Annotated in this window: 14 protein-coding genes; 11 read left to right on the forward strand and 3 right to left on the reverse strand. The window is 37.2% G+C overall.

Features of this window, described 5'->3' with window-relative positions; translation table 11 throughout:
• Positions 1–74: 74 nt before the first annotated feature.
• Positions 75–2,615, reverse strand: coding sequence for a S9 family peptidase (locus tag D0T53_RS11420; RefSeq protein ID WP_163267995.1), 2,541 nt, complete (start codon positions 2,613–2,615; stop codon positions 75–77).
• Between the two features lie 303 nt (positions 2,616–2,918).
• Here D0T53_RS11420 and D0T53_RS11425 point away from each other — a divergent pair, with 303 nt between their 5' ends.
• Together D0T53_RS11425 and kdsB are read left to right on the forward strand one after the other, a co-directional pair.
• A complete protein-coding gene (locus D0T53_RS11425; RefSeq protein ID WP_163267997.1) occupies positions 2,919–4,304 on the forward strand; it encodes a nodulation protein NfeD in 1,386 nt (461 codons plus the stop codon).
• A gap of 18 nt (positions 4,305–4,322) precedes the next feature.
• Entirely contained in the window at positions 4,323–5,072 is a 750-nt protein-coding gene (kdsB, locus tag D0T53_RS11430; RefSeq protein ID WP_163267999.1) for a 3-deoxy-manno-octulosonate cytidylyltransferase, read from the forward strand.
• Positions 5,073–5,095: 23 nt separating this feature from the next.
• On the opposite strand, the gene D0T53_RS11435 is transcribed toward kdsB, so the two are convergent.
• Positions 5,096–5,851 carry an exosortase/archaeosortase family protein gene (locus tag D0T53_RS11435; RefSeq protein WP_163268001.1) on the reverse strand — a complete coding sequence of 252 codons (756 nt, stop codon included), beginning with the start codon at positions 5,849–5,851 and terminating at the stop codon, positions 5,096–5,098.
• A gap of 291 nt (positions 5,852–6,142) precedes the next feature.
• Here D0T53_RS11435 and D0T53_RS11440 point away from each other — a divergent pair, with 291 nt between their 5' ends.
• The 4 genes from D0T53_RS11440 (at position 6,143) to D0T53_RS11455 (ending at position 12,410) form a co-directional block, all read left to right on the forward strand.
• Entirely contained in the window at positions 6,143–7,441 is a 1,299-nt protein-coding gene (locus tag D0T53_RS11440; protein ID WP_163268003.1) for a hypothetical protein, read from the forward strand.
• Positions 7,442–7,462: 21 nt separating this feature from the next.
• Positions 7,463–8,119 carry an LPS export ABC transporter periplasmic protein LptC gene (locus D0T53_RS11445; protein WP_185152998.1) on the forward strand — a complete coding sequence of 219 codons (657 nt, stop codon included), beginning with the start codon at positions 7,463–7,465 and terminating at the stop codon, positions 8,117–8,119.
• A 126-nt stretch (positions 8,120–8,245) separates the two neighbouring features.
• Positions 8,246–10,372, forward strand: a complete 2,127-nt coding sequence (locus D0T53_RS11450) for a peptidylprolyl isomerase (protein WP_163268005.1) — start codon at positions 8,246–8,248, stop codon at positions 10,370–10,372.
• Between the two features lie 127 nt (positions 10,373–10,499).
• On the forward strand, positions 10,500–12,410 hold the full coding sequence (locus D0T53_RS11455) for an ATP-dependent DNA helicase RecQ (RefSeq protein ID WP_163268007.1): 1,911 nt from the start codon (positions 10,500–10,502) through the stop codon (positions 12,408–12,410).
• An 86-nt stretch (positions 12,411–12,496) separates the two neighbouring features.
• On the opposite strand, the gene secDF is transcribed toward D0T53_RS11455, so the two are convergent.
• A complete protein-coding gene (secDF, locus tag D0T53_RS11460) occupies positions 12,497–15,430 on the reverse strand; it encodes a protein translocase subunit SecDF (RefSeq protein ID WP_163268009.1) in 2,934 nt (977 codons plus the stop codon).
• A 262-nt stretch (positions 15,431–15,692) separates the two neighbouring features.
• On the opposite strand from secDF, the gene crcB reads away from it, so the two are divergent.
• From crcB to D0T53_RS11485, 5 genes are all read left to right on the forward strand, one after another.
• Positions 15,693–16,070, forward strand: a complete 378-nt coding sequence (crcB, locus tag D0T53_RS11465; RefSeq protein ID WP_163268011.1) for a fluoride efflux transporter CrcB — start codon at positions 15,693–15,695, stop codon at positions 16,068–16,070.
• A gap of 363 nt (positions 16,071–16,433) precedes the next feature.
• A complete protein-coding gene (gene trpB, locus D0T53_RS11470; RefSeq protein ID WP_163268013.1) occupies positions 16,434–17,627 on the forward strand; it encodes a tryptophan synthase subunit beta in 1,194 nt (397 codons plus the stop codon).
• Between the two features lies 1 nt (position 17,628).
• Positions 17,629–19,029 (forward strand): anthranilate synthase component I family protein, encoded by a 1,401-nt coding sequence (locus D0T53_RS11475; protein ID WP_163268015.1) that lies wholly within the window; start codon positions 17,629–17,631, stop codon positions 19,027–19,029.
• A 13-nt stretch (positions 19,030–19,042) separates the two neighbouring features.
• Positions 19,043–19,612 (forward strand): aminodeoxychorismate/anthranilate synthase component II, encoded by a 570-nt coding sequence (locus tag D0T53_RS11480; RefSeq protein WP_163268017.1) that lies wholly within the window; start codon positions 19,043–19,045, stop codon positions 19,610–19,612.
• Between the two features lie 15 nt (positions 19,613–19,627).
• Entirely contained in the window at positions 19,628–20,989 is a 1,362-nt protein-coding gene (locus tag D0T53_RS11485) for a TrpB-like pyridoxal phosphate-dependent enzyme (RefSeq protein WP_163268019.1), read from the forward strand.
• Positions 20,990–21,003 lie beyond the last annotated feature (14 nt).

The raw sequence follows: 21,003 nt of genomic DNA on the forward strand, positions 1-21,003 counted from the left end.
TTTATTTTATTAAATATTCTCTTCGTATTTGTTTGTTATATGTCGGCTTTTGTTTCCAAAAGTCACATAATGATTTATTTTTTATTTTCAGGATATAGGCTATTCCACCATGTTTGATCGTCTTTCAGCCATTTAGCAAACCATGCATATATCGAGTAATTCCACTCGATGCGTCTTTTGTAGTTCGATATTCCATGGTTTTCATCTTTTACCTGAATAAACTCTACCGGTCGGCCGAGTACTTTAAGGGCTGTATACATTTGGATGCTTTCGCCAATGGGCACGTTGGTATCGTTCGTTCCGTGTAATAACAGTAGTGGCGTTTTTATTTTATCGGCGTTAAACAGCGGGCTCTGGTCTACATACATTTTTTTATTATTCCAAGGGTAGCTAAAAGCGCTTGCCCCCGAACTGTAGGTATATCCCCAATAGCCTTCGCCCCAATAGCTTGATATTGAACTGATGCCGGCATGCGAAACGGCGGCAGCAAACATGTCTGTTTGTGTTTGCAGATACATGGTCATAAATCCTCCGTACGAAGCTCCTATACAACCAATTTTTGATGCATCTATATAGGGGTGTTCTTCAATAAACTTTTTTGTACCTTCAATTATGTCATCGGCAGTACGTTTACCCCATGCATTAACATGCCGTGCCGAAAATTCTTGTCCGTACCCGATTGTTCCGCTAGGTTGTAAAACATATACAACATATCCCATAGCTGCATATACATGCATAGGGTAGGGGAAAACAAGAGTACGGGAAGTAGGCATAGTGCCACCATAGTAGTATACAATTGCCGGATATTTTTTCGATTTATCGAAATTTGGAGGTAAATAGTAGCGTCCCTCGATTGTGGTTCCGTCTGATGAAGTGAAGTTCCAGTCTTTGACTTCGCCCAGATTCAGATTATCTAGTTTTTCCTGCATTGGATTGGCTATAAGCGTTGATTTTCCTGTTTTCAGATCACAATAATATGCACGTGAAAAATTTGAAGTGCTTTCGCCTGTAATAACCGCATTTGTCGTCCCTCGCGACAGGCTGAATAGTTGTACTACTTCTTCCGGTAAATCTAAGCGTGTATATGAACCATTTTGTGGATTGTAGCGATAAACCGACTCGTAATCACGATCGGTAACCCGCATATAAATCATTTTATCGGAGTTGTTCCAACGCATCGAACTTACCGAAGGATTGAAATCCTTTGTGATGGCTTTTATATCTTTTGTTTTTAAATCCATAATGTAAGCCTGTCCGTCGTAACTGTTTGGTATTTCGTCTTTGGGGACATTCAAACCAATACCAGCAAATGCTTCGGGTGCACCTCCTATAAGTATTTTTGTGCCGTCGGGCGAGAATAAAGCCGAATGGGCAAAAGCTTCGTCTTTCCATATTGTATCGAGAGCCAAAGTATTTACATCCAACTTATACATAGATATATTGCGGAATGGCCGTTCGGTTGTGGTTTCCTTGGTTGTGGAGAATAGTAAATAACGCGAGTCGGCACTTATGTCGTTTATATATGTGGAATGTTTGCCGAATGTCAGGCGTTGTTTTAACCCGCTGTTCAGATCGTATTTATAAATGAAATAACGATCGAGATAACCCGGTTGTCGGTCTTCGGGCGAAAGCAGGCGTTTTAAATCACCTTTCTGTTCGTTCCCCGATTCTTTATCTGTGTAATATAAACTCTTTTCGTCAGGCGATATGTAAAAACCTCCGCTAGGTATATCTGTAGCTACTATTGTTTCGGTAAGTACTTCAGGGTCGAGAGTAATGAAATGTAATTTACCGTTTCGGCTTTCTGTGTAATAAATTTTATTCGAAGTAGGCATCCAATTTGGATATTTAGAGCCTAAATTTACCCTGCGATTAGTTTGAATATCTAAAATTTGGGAGTAATCCGAAGATTTTCCTTCCTTATCATATATTCTGTAGCGTAGTAAAACAAAGCGTCCGTTAGGAGATATGCGGGCATCGGTTACTCTGTCTGCCCGGGCAATATCTTGTATTGTTATCAGCTGTTTACCTGTGGGTTGTACTTTAAAAACGGTAATACTGTCGTCCTTTTCTGATTCTATAGCTATTTTTACACCTTCGTCTTCAAGTTTTGATGAAGATAAACTCATGTACTTAATAAAAAATGTTGTTGTTCCGGGAGTAGTTGTAAACTCCTTATCCATAACTTTGGCATTTTTGAGGCTATCTTCGATAGAAGTTTTTGTGATTTCTTTCTTTTCGTTAATATAGGCTTCAAACATTCCGGGCGATGTCACTTTTAACCTAGCTTTGCAATAGCGGTCGGCATTTAATTGGAAAGAGAGCAGATGAAAACGTGCCCCCGACTGAGGTTTGGAAAAAAAGAAATAATCGCGCGTAACTTCGGACGAAAGTGGTTCGGTAAATGCGTTTTGAGGTGGTATACTAATGAAGGTTTCGAGCAGGTTCTTGTTTTCGAATTTTTCTCCTTTCAAATTTGTTGAGTCCAACATTACCGGCATAACAACATCGATAGGTTTTGTTGTGTATACCCTATCGACCGATATTTTGCGCTGAGCGAATAAAGCTGCAGAAAATACAATAAGTATAGAAAATAAAATACCTCTTATAGTCATAGTTAAAATCTTTTATTCAGAAATTTTATAGAGTTTAATTACATACAAAAGTAAAGTAAAATCATCAGAAAAGCACTAAAAGTAAAAAGGGATATTTAGAAATGGTCTAAATATACCCCTTTTTATAATCATATTATTATATAAGGTAGCTTCTCTGTTTATTATTTGGTAGTAATATTGTCGGATAAGCAAATATTTTTCTTTATATATAAGCCTTAAAAGGTCAGTTAAAAACCATAATGATTGTCGGTCTGTAATCCGACAATTTAATTACCTTTGTTTTTGATTCAATACAAAATAGCAATGAATAAATTTTTCTCGTTATTACTGTTATTGGTTTTAGCCTTTCAGTTGAAAGCCGAGACTGATAAGAAGCTGGTTTATAAGATTAACATAAAGCAGGAAATAGGCAGTACATCATTAATCCATTTACAGAATGGATTGCATCATGCAACAAAAGAGAATGCCGACTATGTTCTTTTAGATATGAATACGTATGGTGGGGCTGTAATGGAAGCCGATTCTATGCGTACTGCAATTTTAAATTTTCATATTCCGGTATATGTATTTATTAATAATAATGCAGCATCGGCAGGAGCTTTAATTTCGATAGCCTGCGATAAAATATTTATGACTTTGAGTGCCAATATAGGTGCTGCAACGGTTGTAGATGGAGGAACGGGCGAAAAGGCTCCCGACAAATATCAGTCGTATATGAGATCATTGATTCGTTCTACGGCCGAAAGTCATGGGCGTGATACTATAATTGAACAAAAAGGGGATACTGTTTATAAATGGAAACGCGACCCGCGTATAGCCGAAGCCATGGTTGACGAACGTGTGGTTGTGCCGGGTATAATAGATTCTACAAAGGTTCTGACACTTACCGCTAACGAGGCTTTGGAACTTGGGTATTGCGATGGAATAGCGCAAAATGTAAACGAAGTAATAACTAAGCATATAGGGCTAAGTGATTACGAAATAAAAACTTATAATCCTACCACATTCGATAATATAAAAGGGTTTCTTATGAATGGCGCCGTTCAGGCATTCCTTATTATGTTTATAATAGGTGGAATATATTTTGAACTGAAAACGCCCGGATTTGGGTTGCCTTCGGCTGTAGCTGTTACGGCTGCAATACTGTATTTTACACCTTTGTATATGGATGGATTTGCTCAAAATTGGGAGATTCTTATTTTTGTTGTAGGTTTAATTCTCATTGCTTTCGAAATATTTGTCATACCGGGATTTGGTTTTGCCGGAATTGCCGGAATTGTGTTTGCTGTTGTCGGGTTGTTCCTTAGCCTGATTGGTAATATCGATTTTAACTTCGAAGGTGTTTCGTTAGGTAATGTTACAGGAGCTGTGTTGACGGTTTCGGGGGGAGTTATTATGTCGGCTGTGCTGATTGTGTATTTGGCCAGCAGGATAGGAAAAGACGGAATATTCAGAAATGTAGCACTTAATACCGATCAGGAAGGTTTTATATCTGTGTCCGAAGCTCCAAGGCAACTTATTGGTAAAATAGGCATAGCGGCAACAGTGTTGCGCCCTTCGGGCAGAGTTATTATTGATGACGAGTATTACGATGCCGTGTCAAATGGCGGATTTATAGAGAAAGGTCAGGCTATAAAGGTTATGAAATATGAGAATTCGCAGGTATATGTTTCAGTTATAAAGGAATAAATAAGGAAAAATTCGGATATGAAATTTATAGGAATAATCCCAGCCAGATATGCTTCAACTCGTTTTCCGGGTAAGCCATTAGCCGATATGGCAGGCAAACCAATGATTCAGCGTGTTTATGAACAAGTAAAGTTGGTGTTAGATGATGTTTGGGTGGCAACCGACGACGAACGTATATTTAATGTAGTTGAAGCTTTTGGAGGAAATGTGGTTATGACTTCGCCGGATCATCAGAGCGGAACCGACAGGTGTTACGAGGCTTGCCAAAAAGTAGGAAATAATTGTAATGTTGTTATCAATATTCAAGGCGATGAGCCTTTTATACAACCAGCACAGATTGAAGCTCTGAAAGCATGTTTTACAGGTGATGAAGTGCAAATTGCAACTCTAGTGAAACCATTCAGGAAAGAAGACGGTTTTGATGCATTGTTTAATCCTAATTCGCCCAAAGTGGTGATTAACAAAATGCAGGAAGCTGTTTATTTCAGCCGTTCTATAGTTCCTTATATAAGAAATGCGCATCATACCGAATGGCTCGACAGGCATACTTTTTATAAACATATAGGAATGTATGCTTATCGTGTTGATGTATTGGGAGAGATTACACGTTTAGATGTTTCGTCGCTCGAAAAAGCCGAATCGCTAGAGCAGCTTCGGTGGATAGAGAATGGTTATAAAATAAAAGTAGGCTTTACAGACATAGAGACTATCGGTATCGATACACCGGATGACATGGATAAGGCTTTACAATTGCTCAACCTAAAATAGCTTAACCCTCATAATACAAATAATCAGGCATCTTTGTTGTTAACAGAGGTGTCTGTTTTTTCTGTTGTAGCTGTTATATTCAGGTTATCCTTAATATTTGCACTTTTCTTTCTTTGGTAAGGCAGGTTTATCTTTTCTTGCCAGAATAGCCATAGGAGGAATATTCCGGCCAGATAATAAAGCCAACCGAAAATATCGTGATGAAAAAATTCGAACCAATCTATTTGAAATAAGCGGTGAGTTTCTACGCTGGAATCCCATACCCTTCCATTATACCATTCGTTAAAACCTATAAACCATTTAGGATAAAAATCTTTTGTAATAATTGCTATTGCCGATATGCGAAAAACATTCAGTACATACAGGAATATAATAGATGATGGGATAAACCATAGCTTCTTTTTCCATGGACCATAAAAGAATAACATAATGAATGTAAACATCAGTATTTGTTTGCCACCGGTGCATCCCCAAATAATGCGGAGCTTTAAGAATGCGCCTTCGAAACGAATAGCAATATCATCATAGAGGAAATTGTCGTACCCGAAAAGTACACTAGTAACCCAATGCACCGATTTTGCTACCATAATGCACAATGGTTTTACTGCTTCGGAGTAGTCTTTTCCAAAAATGAACAAAGAATCGTGGTTCTCGCCTTCGGATGTACATAATTTCCAAACAAAGTCGAAAAAGAAAAATAAAGCCAAAAAACAAAGGATATCCTTGTTTTGCTTAATCAGTTTGCGTATAGAGTCTATATTTGTGTTAACTGAACCCATTATTTAGTTCACAAAAATAGAAAAACTTATCAGTATTTCAATATAAAAAGAAATTATATATAATAACAAATGTCTGGTATATTAAGTTTTTAATTTACTTTGCAGCGGTTTATTGGTACATCTGTTCCTTATTAATAATTGATGAATATAAGTTAAGATATACAAATTTGCGGTAATTTTAATTGATGATAAGCCGATTTGGTAAAAACTCAAGCAAAAAATAATATTTTTGTAATCGAAAATCTTTAGAGAATCGGAAAAATAACCAAACACTCGAATATTGAATATATAATGTCAGGAAATAAAAAACTATTACTGGTTGCCATTTTAGCCTTTGCTGTATTTTACGTAAATGCTCAAAACACAACCTCACCTTACAGCCGCCACGGTTACGGAATGTTGAAAGATAAAGCTATCGGAACCTCGAAAGGTATGGGTGGTATATCGTACGGAGTTAGAGGACAGAGCACAAATCCCGGTAATCCGGCATCATATTCGGCGGTCGATTCTCTTACTTTTATATTTGATATGGGAGTGTCTTTTTCTCAAAACAAATTGAGTGATGGAAGTGGTTCTCAATCGGATGATAACGGAGGACTTGATTATATAACCATGCTTTTTCCTGTGTCGAGAAAGATGGGGGTGAGCTTTGGTATATTGCCTTACTCGTCTACCGGCTACAGTTTTAAAGAAACAGTGACGGCTGATGGTATTACCGAGGTGCATAATTATTCGGGTTCGGGAAATTTGAGTCAGGTATTCGGAGGGCTTTCGTACGAAATGCCAATAAAAGGGCTATCGGTTGGAGCTAATGTTTCGTATATGTTCGGTACATTGAAGCATAATATGGTTTTATCTTATTCGTCTGTGTCGTCAACAAATAGTAGGGGGCGTTATCAGCAAATGTCTATTCATGCTCTTAAATTCGATATAGGTGCACAATATGAGATGAACTTACCTAATAATAAAAGTTTAGTATTGGGTGCGGTCTTTTCACCTCAATTAAGTCCTAAAACAAGGGTTACTTGGCGAAATATATTATCATCAGGGATTGTAGTTGATTCACTTCCCGGTACAAATGTTGATGCACAACTACCAGCAACCTATGGGTTGGGTTTTACATACTCCGATAAAAAGCACTTATTGTTTGGTGCGGATGTTACATATCAAAAGTGGTCGGATCTTGATTATCCGGGAGATGAGGAATATTTGAACGATGGATTGACAAAATCGGAGCGCTTTAATGACAGAATACGTGTAAATGCAGGGATTGAATATGTAAAAGACCCTTTAGACCGAAATTTCTTTAAGCGTTTAAGGTTGCGTGGAGGTTTAAACTACAGCAATTCGTACATGAATGTAAAATCGAATGGTGTGGTGGATGGATATAAAGAATATGGAGCAACAATAGGTTTTGGTATACCTATATCGCGCGATATGTATTCGCAACGAGTTTCGTTCATAAATCTGAGTTTTGAGTATACGAAGATTAAGCCGGATAATAGCGCAATGGTTAAAGAAGACTACTTTGGAGTATCGCTAAACATGAATATCAATGAACTATGGTTCATGAAAAATAAGTTTAGATAAATTGAAGGCAAAAAGAGCAAAATGTTTGAGCCAATAAATATTTTAAAAAGAAGCGTAGTTGCAGGTATTGTTATGGTACTTGCAACTACGTTTTTTATTTCGTGTGGAGGTGACAACACAAACTATGTGGACGTACCTTTTGATAAAGAGACAATTCCATCAATGGCGGTAGACAGTGTTACCGAGCTGATTTCTGATTCGGGGCTGATACGTTATAAAGTTATAACCAAAACATGGCTGTTTTTTGAAGAGGTTTCGGAACCATATTGGTACTTTCCAAATGGATTGTATGTGGAGAAGTTTGATACAGCATTTAATATCGAAACAACTATAATAGCCGATACTGTTTGGAATTTTAAATCGAAAAGGCTGTGGAAATTAAAGGGAAATGTTTTTGTTCGCAATTCTAAAAACGAAACGTTTTTTACTCACGAAATGTTTTGGGATGAACGTTTAGGCAGAATATACTCTGACAAATATATAGAAATAAACCAACCGGAGAAGTTAACCTTAAAAGGAATAGGTTTTGTTTCTAATCAGAGTATGACCGAATATACAGTAAGAAAGCCCTTCGATAGTGAATTATATTATAATGAGAATGAAGCTCAGGTGCAGAAAGCTGATTCTACTGCTGTTCAGGTTACCGATAGTGTCAATACATTGGCAAGGAAACCTTAATATATAAGTGTAGATACATTTTTTTATAAATTGAATTGTTTTACACCTTAAAATTATTATCTTCGTGCCCTGATAAAACTGTGAAATTAATAAACAAATAAACATATAATAAATAGTTTGAATTAAATGGCTGCATTACAGAAAATTAGAGATAAGTCGGGCCTTTTGGTCGGTGTTATAGCTGTGGCTCTTTTGGCTTTTGTTATTCCATGGAACGAAGTCATGGCGTTTTTCAATGAATCTCCGAATAAAGCATTTGTTGTAGATGGAGAGTCTGTTACACCTCTAGAATATCAAAAAAGAGTGAATGAGCTTGTTGATTTTCAGGAAATGATGGGCAAACCTGTTGATGAAGCTACAAGAAACCAGATCTACGAGTATGTTTTCGAACAGATGGTAAAAGAAAAGATGCTGGATAGACAAGCTGAACTTTTGGGACTGGCTGTAACTCAGGATGAAATGAACGACATGGTTAATGGAGAAGATATTTCTCCGGTATTGACAGGTATGGGTTTGTTTAACGATCCTCAGACCGGACAATTTAACCGTGAAGGAATGCTTAATTTTATCAATTTTGCGCAAACCGACATTAAATCGGTTCCTGCTGAGCAAAGAGAGCAATTGCAAATGATACAAAGGCAATGGGCTATGCTAAAAAATATGATGAAGTATAACCGTTTGGAAGAGAAATATATTGCTCTTGTTGCTGTTGCTGGATTAGTAAATGATGTAGATGCAAAAGAAAATTTCCAAGATTCGAAATATCGTTCGAATGTAGCTTATGTAATGGAGCATTATAATTCAATACCAGATTCTACTATATCCGTAAGTCAAAAAGAAATAGATAATTTATACAAGCAACGTAAGAACAACTATAAAACGGATTATGATTCCAGAAAGGTTTCATACTTTGTTAAAAATATTTATCCAAGTGCCGATGATATTGCCAAAGCTCAAAAAGAGATTGATGCAGTATACGAAAATTTGAAAACTACAACAAATCCGGCTTTATTAGCTGCCGATTATCCGGAAGTACCATATTATGATGTATTCTTATCGGAACAATCTTTAGGAAATGAGGAGAAGGAATTTGTTAAGACTGCTGAAGTTGGCGATGTTAAAGCTCCTGTTAAAAGATCGGATGCATTCAAAGTAATGAAGTTAGTTGATAACACTGTGGCTCCAGACTCGGTTAAGTTACAGATGATAGTTTTACCAGAGGGTGAAGATAAAACTTTAGCTGAGGTAAGAACTGACAGTCTTTTAAATGTGCTTAAAGGAGGAAAAGATTTTGCTACAGTAGCAAACGAAATTAATCCGCAAGCAAATGGAGGAAATATTGGTTGGGTTACTGAACAGATGTTAGCTTCGGCTGATGACGAACTTCTGAAAAAATGTTTCGAAACACCTAAAGGTGAAATAGCGAAACTTAATTTTAGAGGAATGATTCAGATTCTGAAAGTAGAAGACAGAACACGTCCTGTAACTAAATATAAAGTTGCTACAATTCAGGTGCCTATTGAGATTAGCGAAAAAACTCAAAATATTGTAGATTCTGAAATTAATCAGTTTATCGCAGAGAATGCTGATGGAAAAGAATTTGCTAAAAATGCAACAGAAAAAGGGTATAATTTAATATCAGATGCAACTGTATCGCCTCGTAGTTACAATATAGGTTCGATTGCTGATTCTAGACAAATTGTACAATGGGCTTTCAGAGAAGAAGTTGGTTCTATAAAGAAATTTGAAATAACAGCTAATAAGTCAAATCTTCGTGTTGTTGCACGTATCAACAGCAAAATAGATAAAGGATATATTCCGGTTTCTGAGGTTAACGATGCATTGAAAGCAGAGTTGATTAAAGATAAAAAAGCAGAGAAGATAATTACTGACCTTAAAGCTAAAAATATAACAAGTCTTGATGGATATGTTCAGGCTATAGGTGCAGCAAGAGTTGATACTGTTAATTTCCTTAATTTCTCAACAGCTTCTATTTCAAAAGTTGGTCGTGAGCCTATTCTGAATGCTTATTCAGGTGTTGCTCCTGTTAATCAATTGGTAGGACCTGTAAAAGGAAATATTGGAGTATACATTCTGAAAGTATTGGATCGTACCGAACAAGATACAGAATATGATGCATTGGCCATTAAACAAGGTTTGGATCAAAATCGTATCTATAGTATGATGGGACAAATATTTAATGTGCTGAAAGAAAAAATGGAGGTTGAAGATTATCGTATAAGAATGTTTTAAGCATTATATCATCTATAAAGAAAATATTTGAGTAATAAAACCCGTAGGATTTCAAACCCTACGGGTTTTGTTTTATCCTTTTTTAATTAACTTCGTCATTGGGTTTTAGAAACAACAACTGACACAGATGCAGGATATATATCACAAAATATTATATAAATATTGGGGATACACATCTTTTCGGCCTTTGCAGGAGGATATAATACATTCTATTGCTGAAGGTTATGACACGTTAGGGCTTATGCCAACCGGAGGAGGAAAATCTCTTACATTTCAGGTTCCTGCCATGGCAAAGCAGGGTATTTGTATTGTTATAACTCCCTTGATTGCTCTTATGAAAGATCAGGTTGATAATCTGAAAGCCAGAGGGATAAAAGCATTGGCTGTTTATTCAGGAATGACTCGTCAGGAAATTATAACCACATTGGAAAATGCTATTCTTGGCGATTACAAATTTTTATATATATCACCGGAACGATTAGGCACAGATTTGTTTTTATCGAAACTTAAAAGTATGGATGTTTGTATGCTGGTGGTTGACGAAGCTCACTGTATATCTCAATGGGGATACGATTTTCGTCCATCATATATGAACATTGTAGATATCCGTAATTATTTTCCTGAAATACCTATATTAGCTTTAACTGCGACGGCTACACCGGAGGTGGTGACAGATATACAGAAAAGCTTAAAATTTAGAAAAGAGAATGTATTCAGAAAGAGCTTTTTAAGGTCTAATCTTGCTTATATTGTTTATAACACCGAAAATAAGATCGGTGCATTAATGAAAATTCTGAATAAATATCAGGGATCGTCTATTGTGTATGTTCGTAGCAGGCAGCGAACAAAGGAATTTGCTCAGGATTTGCAAAAGGCGGGTTATTCGGCCGATTTTTATCATGCAGGCTTAAGCGGAGAAGAGAAAAGCAGAAAACAAAATGCTTGGAAAAACAATATGTGTCGTATAATGGTCACAACCAATGCTTTTGGAATGGGAATAGATAAGCCGGATGTACGGTTAGTTGTTCATATGGATTTGCCTAATGCAATTGAAGAATATTTTCAGGAAGCGGGTAGGGCAGGTCGGGATGAAGAAGATTCTTATGCTGTTATACTCTATTCGCGTCCTGATTCTACAAAACTGAAGAAGCGGATAGCAGACGAATTTCCTGAGCGAGATTTCATTTTACAAGTATATGAACATCTTGCATATTTTCTACAAGTTGCAGAGGGTGCAGGATTTGATAGGGTATTCGATTTTAATCTACATCAGTTTTGTCATGTTTATAAGTATCCCATACTTCCTACTCATAATGCATTGAAAATTCTCGATTTGGCAGGATATATTGAATATACTGAAGAAATAGATAATCGATCGAGGCTTATTTTTACAGTATATCGGGACGAACTGTATAATATAGAGCTTGAAAAAGGGTATGACTTGTTAATAAATACAATTTTACGTTTATATACTGGCCTTTTTACGGATTATGCAACAATTGATGAAGCTGCAGTTGCCGTTAGAATGGGTAAAGACAGAAAAGATGTTTATGAAATGCTGAAAATTCTGTCGAAACGAAAAATTATAGATTATATTCCTCATAAGAAAACTCCATTAATTGTATACACTTCTCCACGAGTTGATATTCGTCATGTGAGTATTCCGAAAAAAGTATACGAAGACCGAAAAAGCAGATTTAAACTTCGTATTGAGGCTATGACCGAATATGTAGAGCGTATGGATGTCTGCAGGAGCAGGTTGTTGCTTAATTATTTTGGAGAAGAAAATTCAATTGACTGCGGACGATGCGATGTTTGCTTATCTCGTCGTAGAACAATATTGGACGAAAATGAGTTTGTTGCTATTCGGACAGAGATTACAAATATACTGTTGCAAGAGGATATGACCTTGAACAAATTGCTTGAGCTAATTAATACATTTGAGGTTTCGAAGGTAAAGGATGTTTTACGTTTGCTTATTGACGAAAAATATATTGTTATTAGCCTTGATAAACTTAGCTTGAAAGCAGACCGATAACTGATTATATATACTTAAGAATCTATAGAAAAAAAATAGGGTGAACTCGTTATGGTTCACCCTATTTTTATAATATACCAGTATATTTATTTTTTATCCTCTTTGTGATCTTTCTTTGCCAACATTTTGTAAGCAATAGGGCTTGCAATGAATAGCGAAGAATAGCTACCTAAGAAAATACCGATAAACAATGCGAAGGTAAAACTACGGATTGTTTCGCCACCTAAGATGAAGATACATAATACAACAATCATAGAACTTAGAGTTGTATTTAATGTACGTGTGATGGTAGTATTCAACGATTCGTTCATTATACTGAATGAGTCGCGTTTTGGGTATAGTTTTCTAAATTCACGAACACGGTCGAAAATTACAACCTTATCGTTAATCGAATAACCCACAACCGTAAGTACTGCAGCTATAAATGTTTGGTCTACCTCCATAGAGAATGGCATTATCTTATGGAAGAATGAGTAGATAAATATAACTATTGCAGCATCGTGCGCAACAGCAGCAAATGTACCTATAGAGAATGCAAGGTCGCGGAAACGGATAAGGATGTATAAAGCCATACAGATAATTGCAGCAATAACAGCAAACGTTGCATCAACTTGCATATCTTTAGCCATACTAGCTTCAACTTTCTGAGAACTTTGAATATGCTCGTCAATAGAAGCTCCCGGTTTCATATAACCTTTAAGTGCGCTGTTTAATTTTTCTCTTATTTCAAGTTCAACATCCTCGCCTTTATCATCAATTTTGTAGTTGGTTGTAATACGAACCTGATTGCTTGATCCTATTGTAATAACACGAACAGTAGCTCCTTCGAACGATGGTATAAGTGTTTGCTCCATCTGAGCTGTTTTAATAGGCTCGTCAAAGCGTACTACATAGTTACGTCCACCAGTGAAATCAATACCTTGGTTAAGCCCTAAAGTAAATATAGAGGCTATTCCGGCAACGATAACGGCTAGCGAAATGATAATAGCTTTCTTACTTGCTTTTAAGAAGTTGTATTTAGTGTCAACCAGCAGGTTTTTAGTAATGGATGTACAGAAAGTTAAGTTTGTAAATTTACCTTTCGAGAATCCCCATTCGTAAACCAAACGAGTCATAAATACAGCAGTAAAGAACGATGCAGAAATACCTATAATTAAAGTGGTTGCAAAACCTCTTATTGGTCCTGTACCGAAATATATAAGTATAGCAGCAGTTATGATTGAAGTAAGGTTGGCATCGAAAATTGCAGAGAAAGCATGTTTGTAACCATCCATCACTGCAGCACGAATACTTTTACCTCCTCTTATTTCCTCTCTGGTACGTTCGTAAATAAGTACATTCGCGTCAACAGCCATAGCTAAAGTAAGTACAAGACCGGCAATACCGGGCAATGTCATTACAGCATGGAACGATGCAAGTATACCCATCGTAAAGAATAGGTTAAGAATCAATGCGCCGTTGGCAATCATACCCGGAATAAATCCGTAAGCCAAGCACATGTATATCATTAGTACAATAAGAGCAATAATAAAGGATATAACACCCGAGTTGATAGCTTCTTGTCCAAGTGATGGACCAACTATATCTTCTTGTATGATGCGGATTCCTGCTTTCATTTTACCCGATTTCAATACATTCTCCAAGTCTTTAGCTTCTTGGACAGTAAAGTTTCCGGTAATTTGAGAATTTCCTCCCTCAATTTTGTTTTGAACACTAGGTGCAGAGTATACCGATCCGTCAAGTACGATTGCTATAGCTCCCGGCTGACCTAAGTTAGGATCGTTTTTCTTCTTGGCTTCAATATCTGTGATGTTAGCCCATCTTTTAGCACCGGTAGAGTTCATTTGCATGCTAACACCCCAGGCCGAACCTCCGTCAGCAACTTGGTCTGCTTTAGCCGAAACAATAACATCGCCATCTAAAGCCGGACCTTTTTTAGTTCCGTCGCCACGTAAAGTGTAAAGTTGGAAGTAAGTTTCTTTTTTATCGGTTGGTTTAAAGCCCCATTTAAATTTCAAATCGCTGGGATATGCATCTTTAAAACGAGCGATGATAGCATTAACGGCTGCAGTATCATTTTTATGAACTAAAGCGAATGCTGCTCCTCCTACTGCATATTCTTTCTTCGGATCTTGCAATTGTTCAGGTTTAGCAAAGTAAGCCTGAATATTTTTATTAAATCCTAAATCTTTTACAGACTGAACTTTAATAGAATCTGTTTGAGTAGAATCGGATACCGATTTGTTTGCCAATATTAAAAGCTCTCCCGACTTTATATCCAGATTGGTTATATACTGTTGGGCCTCTGATTGGCTATATGTTTTCCAGAATTCGAGATTTGCACTTCCCTGAAGTAGTTTTTTTACACGTTCGGGGTCTTTTATACCCGGAAGCTCAATGAGAATACGGTCAGACCTGTTTTGTAGTTTTTGAATATTAGGAGCAACAACACCAAATCCGTCGATACGCGTACGAAGTACATTCACCGAATTGTCAGTTACACCTTTGAGCTCTCTTTCCAGAACATCTTTAACTTTGTTGTTATCGTCAGTAGATTCAATATCGGCTACTTTCGAGCTAAATACGTTAGCTAAACGTGCATTGCTGTTTATCGCTTGATATTTTTCTACAAAAAGAGTAAGGAAATCTTTGCTACTACCTTTTTGGTTTTCAGCCGAAGCTTCTTGCAAAGCCTGAATGAACTGAGGGTCGTCTTCGTTACCTAGCGAGCGTAATACTGCCGAAGCATCTACTTCGAGAATAACGTTCATACCACCTTTAAGATCCAGTCCTAAACCGATTTCTTTATCTCTACACTCATTTAAAGTGTAACCGAAAATAGGGTATACAACTTCCGTTGCTAACGAGTCAAGATATTGACTCTCTGCCTTCAGGTCGCCGTTGGCATATTCTTTGGCTTTGTTTTCATAGTGTCTGGTTACAAAAGTAAAAGACAAGTAATAAAGACAAACCAACGTCAATAAAACGGCAAAAACCTTTACAAATCCTTTGTTTTGCATTTTAGATTTTACTTTATTATTTTAATGGTTATTATTTGTTTAATTTACAATATTTTGCTTTAAACATTACCCGATGCTGCATATTGGCGATTGACACATAAGAAGTGGTTGTTTTCCATATACACAAGCTTCCGAGCCTGCAAATATAATCTTTTATCTTTTAAATATTGCAAATAAGTCAGATATTTTGGTAAGTTTGTATACATTACTATTACATAAAGTGAGGTTTTAGTCAGATATTGATAATTGTTGATATAAAGAGATGTTAAAACAGGTATTGTTTGTTGGTTTGGGGGGTGGTATTGGAAGTATTTTGCGCTATATAGTGTCTTTTTATACTGCAAAATTTTATGTTGGTAGTTTTCCCATAGCTACATTTTTCGTTAATATATTAGGATGCTTTCTGATAGGGCTTTTGTCGGGGCTATTGGCAGGACACTTTCCTGTAAATGCAAATCTGAAATTGTTATTAATAACAGGTTTTTGTGGTGGTTATACAACTTTCTCTACATTTGCGTTGGAGAATCTGAATTTGCTCGAATACAATCATATCGCAACAATGGTTATATATATATTGGCGAGTGTTGTTTTAGGCATAACAGCAGTATGGCTTGGTATTTATTGGGGTAGTGCATTATAATATATGCATGAAGTGGCAGGGTAATGAGTAAGATATTGTGACTGAGGTACGAGTGTTGTGAAAATGCAAAGGTTAACGAGAGTATAGTTTTACGGAATAAAGATTGTAGAATAAAATAAAAAATATTCAGCTATTTATTTGTATGTTCTGATTTTTTTTTAATTTTGCATTATCAAAAAGATACAGGAAATGAATTTTCAATTGACAAATACATATTGGTGGTGGTGCTTACAACTTCAAAAGTCGTGAGCCGTTCTAGGTATGTATAAAAAAGAAAGTTTATTATAATAATACATAAAGCCTATCGTTCTCACGGTAGGCTTTTTCTTTTTTAGTGTGGCAAAAAATAAAAGAAATATATAAATGGAAAAATTTAGAGTAGACGAAAACGGTTTTTACGGAGAATTTGGGGGTGCATATATTCCTGAAATATTATACGATAATGTTGAGAATTTGAAAAATGCATATCTGAAAATATTGGATGATGAATTGTTTCAAAAAGAATATAACGATTTATTACGCGATTATGTAGGACGTCCGACTCCTTTGTATTTAACCCGAAGGTTATCGGATAAATACGGATGCAAAATATATTTAAAGCGGGAAGACTTGAACCACACGGGGGCACACAAAATAAATAATACAATTGGGCAAATATTATTAGCACGTCGTATGGGTAAAACCCGTATTATTGCCGAAACCGGAGCCGGACAACATGGCGTTGCAACAGCTACAGTTTGTGCACTGATGAATATGGAATGTGTGGTGTATATGGGAAAAACTGATATTGAACGTCAACATCTGAATGTTCAGAAAATGGAAATGTTGGGAGCTACAGTAATACCTGTTACCAGTGGAAATATGACTCTGAAAGATGCAACTAATGAAGCAATTCGCGACTGGTGTTGTAATCCGTCGGATACTTATTATATTATTGGCTCAGTAGTCGGACCTCATCCGTACCCCGATATGGTGGCACGCCTGCAATCGGTTATTAGCGAAGAAACTCGTAAGCAACTTCTTGAAAAAGAAGGGCGTGAAACACCAGACTATGTGATAGCATGTGTTGGAGGTGGCAGTAATGCTGCCGGAATGGTATATCATTTTTTGGATGAACCTAATGTAAAAATAATTCTAGCCGAAGCCGGAGGAAAGGGCGTAAATTCAGGCGAGTCGGCTGCTACTATACAGCTTGGCAAAAAGGGAATTATACATGGTAGTAAAACACTGATAATGCAGTCGGAAGACGGACAAATTGAAGAACCTTATTCAATATCGGCAGGTTTGGATTATCCGGGAATAGGGCCTATGCATGCGCATCTTGTAAAATCGGGGCGCTCGGAGGTATTAGCTATTGATGACGATGAAGCTATCGAAGCTGCTTTTGAATTGACAGCCTTGGAGGGTATTATTCCTGCTATAGAATCGGCTCATGCTTTAGGAGTTTTAAAGAAGAAAACATTTAAGCCCGATGACGTTGTAGTACTTTGTCTTTCGGGGCGTGGCGATAAGGACATGGAAACTTATGTTCGTTTAAAAGAAGAAGGAGGCTTTTAAAATGGGTTACAAAATAAATGTAAATACAAAGACTTTACTTGCCGACCTTCAAACTCCTGTGGGTATCTATTTAAAAATAAGAGATATTTATCCCGAATCGGCTCTGTTGGAAAGTTCGGATTTCCATTCCGAAGATAATGGATATTCTTTTATTGCGCTCGATCCTATTGCTCGTTTTACTGTGAATAACAAAAGGGTAAACAAACAATATCCTGATGGAAAATCAGATGAGTATATATTGAAAAATTCGGATAGGCTGACGGATATATTCCAACAGTATATTAACAATTTCGATATACAGGGCGAAAACCCTACAGGCATGAATGGGTTCTTTGGTTATACATCGTACGATGCAATTCGTTACTTTGAAGATGTAACTCCTGATAACAATAAATTAGAGAATGCCGATGTTCCCGAATTCTATTATATTCTTTATAAATTTATTATTGTAGTTAACCATCTGAAAAACGAACTGGTTATAGTTGAAAATATTCCGGATGGAGAAGTTTCGGAATTGGACGATTTAGAAACCGTTTTACTTAATAACAATATAGCTGTATATCCGTTCGCTAGCATTGGTAGCGAATACTCAAACATAACAGATGAGCAACATATCGAAATGATAAAACAAGGAATTTCGCACTGTAGGCGTGGCGATGTATTCCAAATTGTATTATCGCGTTGTTTTAGCCAACAGTTTAAGGGGGACGAGTTTAATGTATATAGGGCTTTACGCTCCATTAATCCATCGCCTTATTTGTTTTTTTTCGATTTTGGCTCGTTCCGTGTATTTGGATCTTCGCCCGAAACTCATTGTAAAGTATCGAAGGGGAAAGCTTTTATCGATCCTATTGCAGGAACATATTTCCGTACAGGTGACGATGAAAAAGACCGCATATTATCGGAAAAACTGCTAAAAGACGAAAAAGAAAATGCCGAACATGTTATGCTAGTCGATCTGGCACGTAACGATTTGAGCCGTAATTGTCATAACGTAAAATTGGAGTTTTATAAGAATGTACAATTCTATTCTCATGTAATTCATTTGGTGTCGCGTGTTAGTGGTACTGTAGATAAAGGAACGAGCAGTATAAAGGTTTTTGCCGATACATTTCCGGCAGGTACATTATCGGGTGCGCCAAAGGTAAGGGCTATGCAGCTTATCGATGATATAGAAGGTGACATGCGCGGCGTTTATGGTGGATGTATAGGTTTTATAGGGTTCAACGGCGATTTAAATCAGGCCATAACAATTCGCACATTCTTGAGTAAAAACAATACTCTTTACTATCAGGCGGGCGGTGGTATTGTAGCCAAATCGAATCCCGAAACAGAAGTGATGGAAGTGAAAAATAAGCTGGGTGCTTTGAAAAAAGCCATAGATTTTGCAGAAAAGATATAAGAAGCTTAATGATATGAAAATTCTGATTTTTGACAACTACGATTCGTTTACATATAACCTTGTTCATTTAGTTAAAGAACTTGGTTACACTGAGGTAGATGTTTTCAGAAACGATAGAATTTCGTTGTCTGATGTGGAAAAATACGATAAAATAATACTGTCGCCCGGTCCGGGTGTTCCGTCCGAAGCGGGATTGTTATTACCTTTGATAAAACAATATGCCGAAACGAAATCCATATTGGGTGTATGTCTTGGGCATCAGGCAATAGGGGTGGCTTTCGGGGCGAATTTGATAAATCTCGAAGATGTTCATCATGGTATATCGTCAACTTCTGACATTATGGGCAATGATTATATTTTTGATGGTTTGGAAAAACAACAGGAAATAGGACGCTATCATTCGTGGATAGTCGATTCGAAGGACTTACCCGATTGTTTTGAAATAACAGCAGTTGATGCAAACGGACAGATAATGGCGATGAAGCATAAGAAGTACGATGTGCATGGTGTACAGTTTCATCCTGAATCTGTGTTGACACCCGACGGCAAAACGATATTAAAAAATTTTCTAACAAATAATTAAATAATAACTAGCACTATGAACAAAAAGATTCTTTTAAGCGAAAACGAAATTCCTGAGAAATGGTATAACATTGTGGCCGATATGGCAAACAAGCCTTTGCGTCCACTTCATCCCGCAACAAAGAAACCCTTAGAGGTAAGCGATCTTGAGCCAATATTTGCAACCGAATTGGCAAAACAAGAGTTAAATTATACCGATCGTTGGATTGAAATTCCTGAACCAATACGCGAACTGTATAAAAATTATCGTCCAACCCCATTGGTACGTGCTTACGGACTAGAAAAAGCTCTGGATACTCCGGCTCATATCTACTTTAAGAACGAAAGTGTTAGTCCTGTGGGTTCGCACAAACTGAATTCGGCAATAGCACAAGCATATTATTGCAAAGAGCAGGGTATAACAAATATCACTACCGAAACCGGTGCAGGACAGTGGGGGGCTGCTCTGTCGTATGCTGCAAACCATTTTGGTTTGGATCTGGCTGTTTATATGGTAAAAATCAGCTACCATCAAAAGCCTTATCGTCGTTCAATCATGCAAACATACGGAGCCGAAGTTATAGCCTCGCCAAGTATGAGTACGAAAGCCGGACGTAAAATTATCACAGAAAATCCTAACTATCAGGGAAGTTTAGGTACAGCTATTTCGGAAGCGATAGAATTGGCAATGAATACACCAAACTGTAAATACACGCTGGGTAGTGTGTTGAATCATGTTGCACTTCATCAGACTATTATAGGATTGGAAGCCGAAAAACAAATGGAAATGGCAGGCGAATATCCCGATGTTGTAATCGGTTGCTTTGGTGGAGGATCTAACTTCGCAGGAATAAGCTTTCCGTTCCTTCGTCATAAATTGACCGAAGGAAGAGATGTGCGCCTTGTTGCTGCCGAACCGGCATCGTGTCCTAAATTGACTCGCGGTAAGTTTGAATATGACTTTGGTGACGAAGCCGGGTATACACCTCTTTTGCCAATGTTTACACTGGGGCATAATTTTGCACCGGCCAATATTCATGCAGGTGGACTTCGCTACCATGGTGCAGGAACTATTGTCAGCCAACTGAAAAGAGATGGATATATAGAAGCTGTGGATGTGAAACAACTCGACACATTCGAGGCAGGTGTATTGTTTGCTAAAGCAGAAGGTATCATTCCTGCGCCGGAATCGTCGCATGCCATCTATGCAGCTATTCAGGAGGCATTGAAGGCAAAGGAAGAAGGTCGTCAGAGAACAATCCTTTTCAATCTGTCGGGGCACGGACTTATCGACATGGCTGCTTACGACCGTTATTTTGATGGCGAATTGACCAACCATGAGTTATCCAGCGAAGAGATTGCCAAAAGCACCGATACATTGGAGAAACTGGTGAAGTAAGATTATAAACAATC

The organism is Dysgonomonas sp. 216 (genome assembly GCF_010501065.1).
Taxonomy (GTDB): domain Bacteria; phylum Bacteroidota; class Bacteroidia; order Bacteroidales; family Dysgonomonadaceae; genus QVMM01.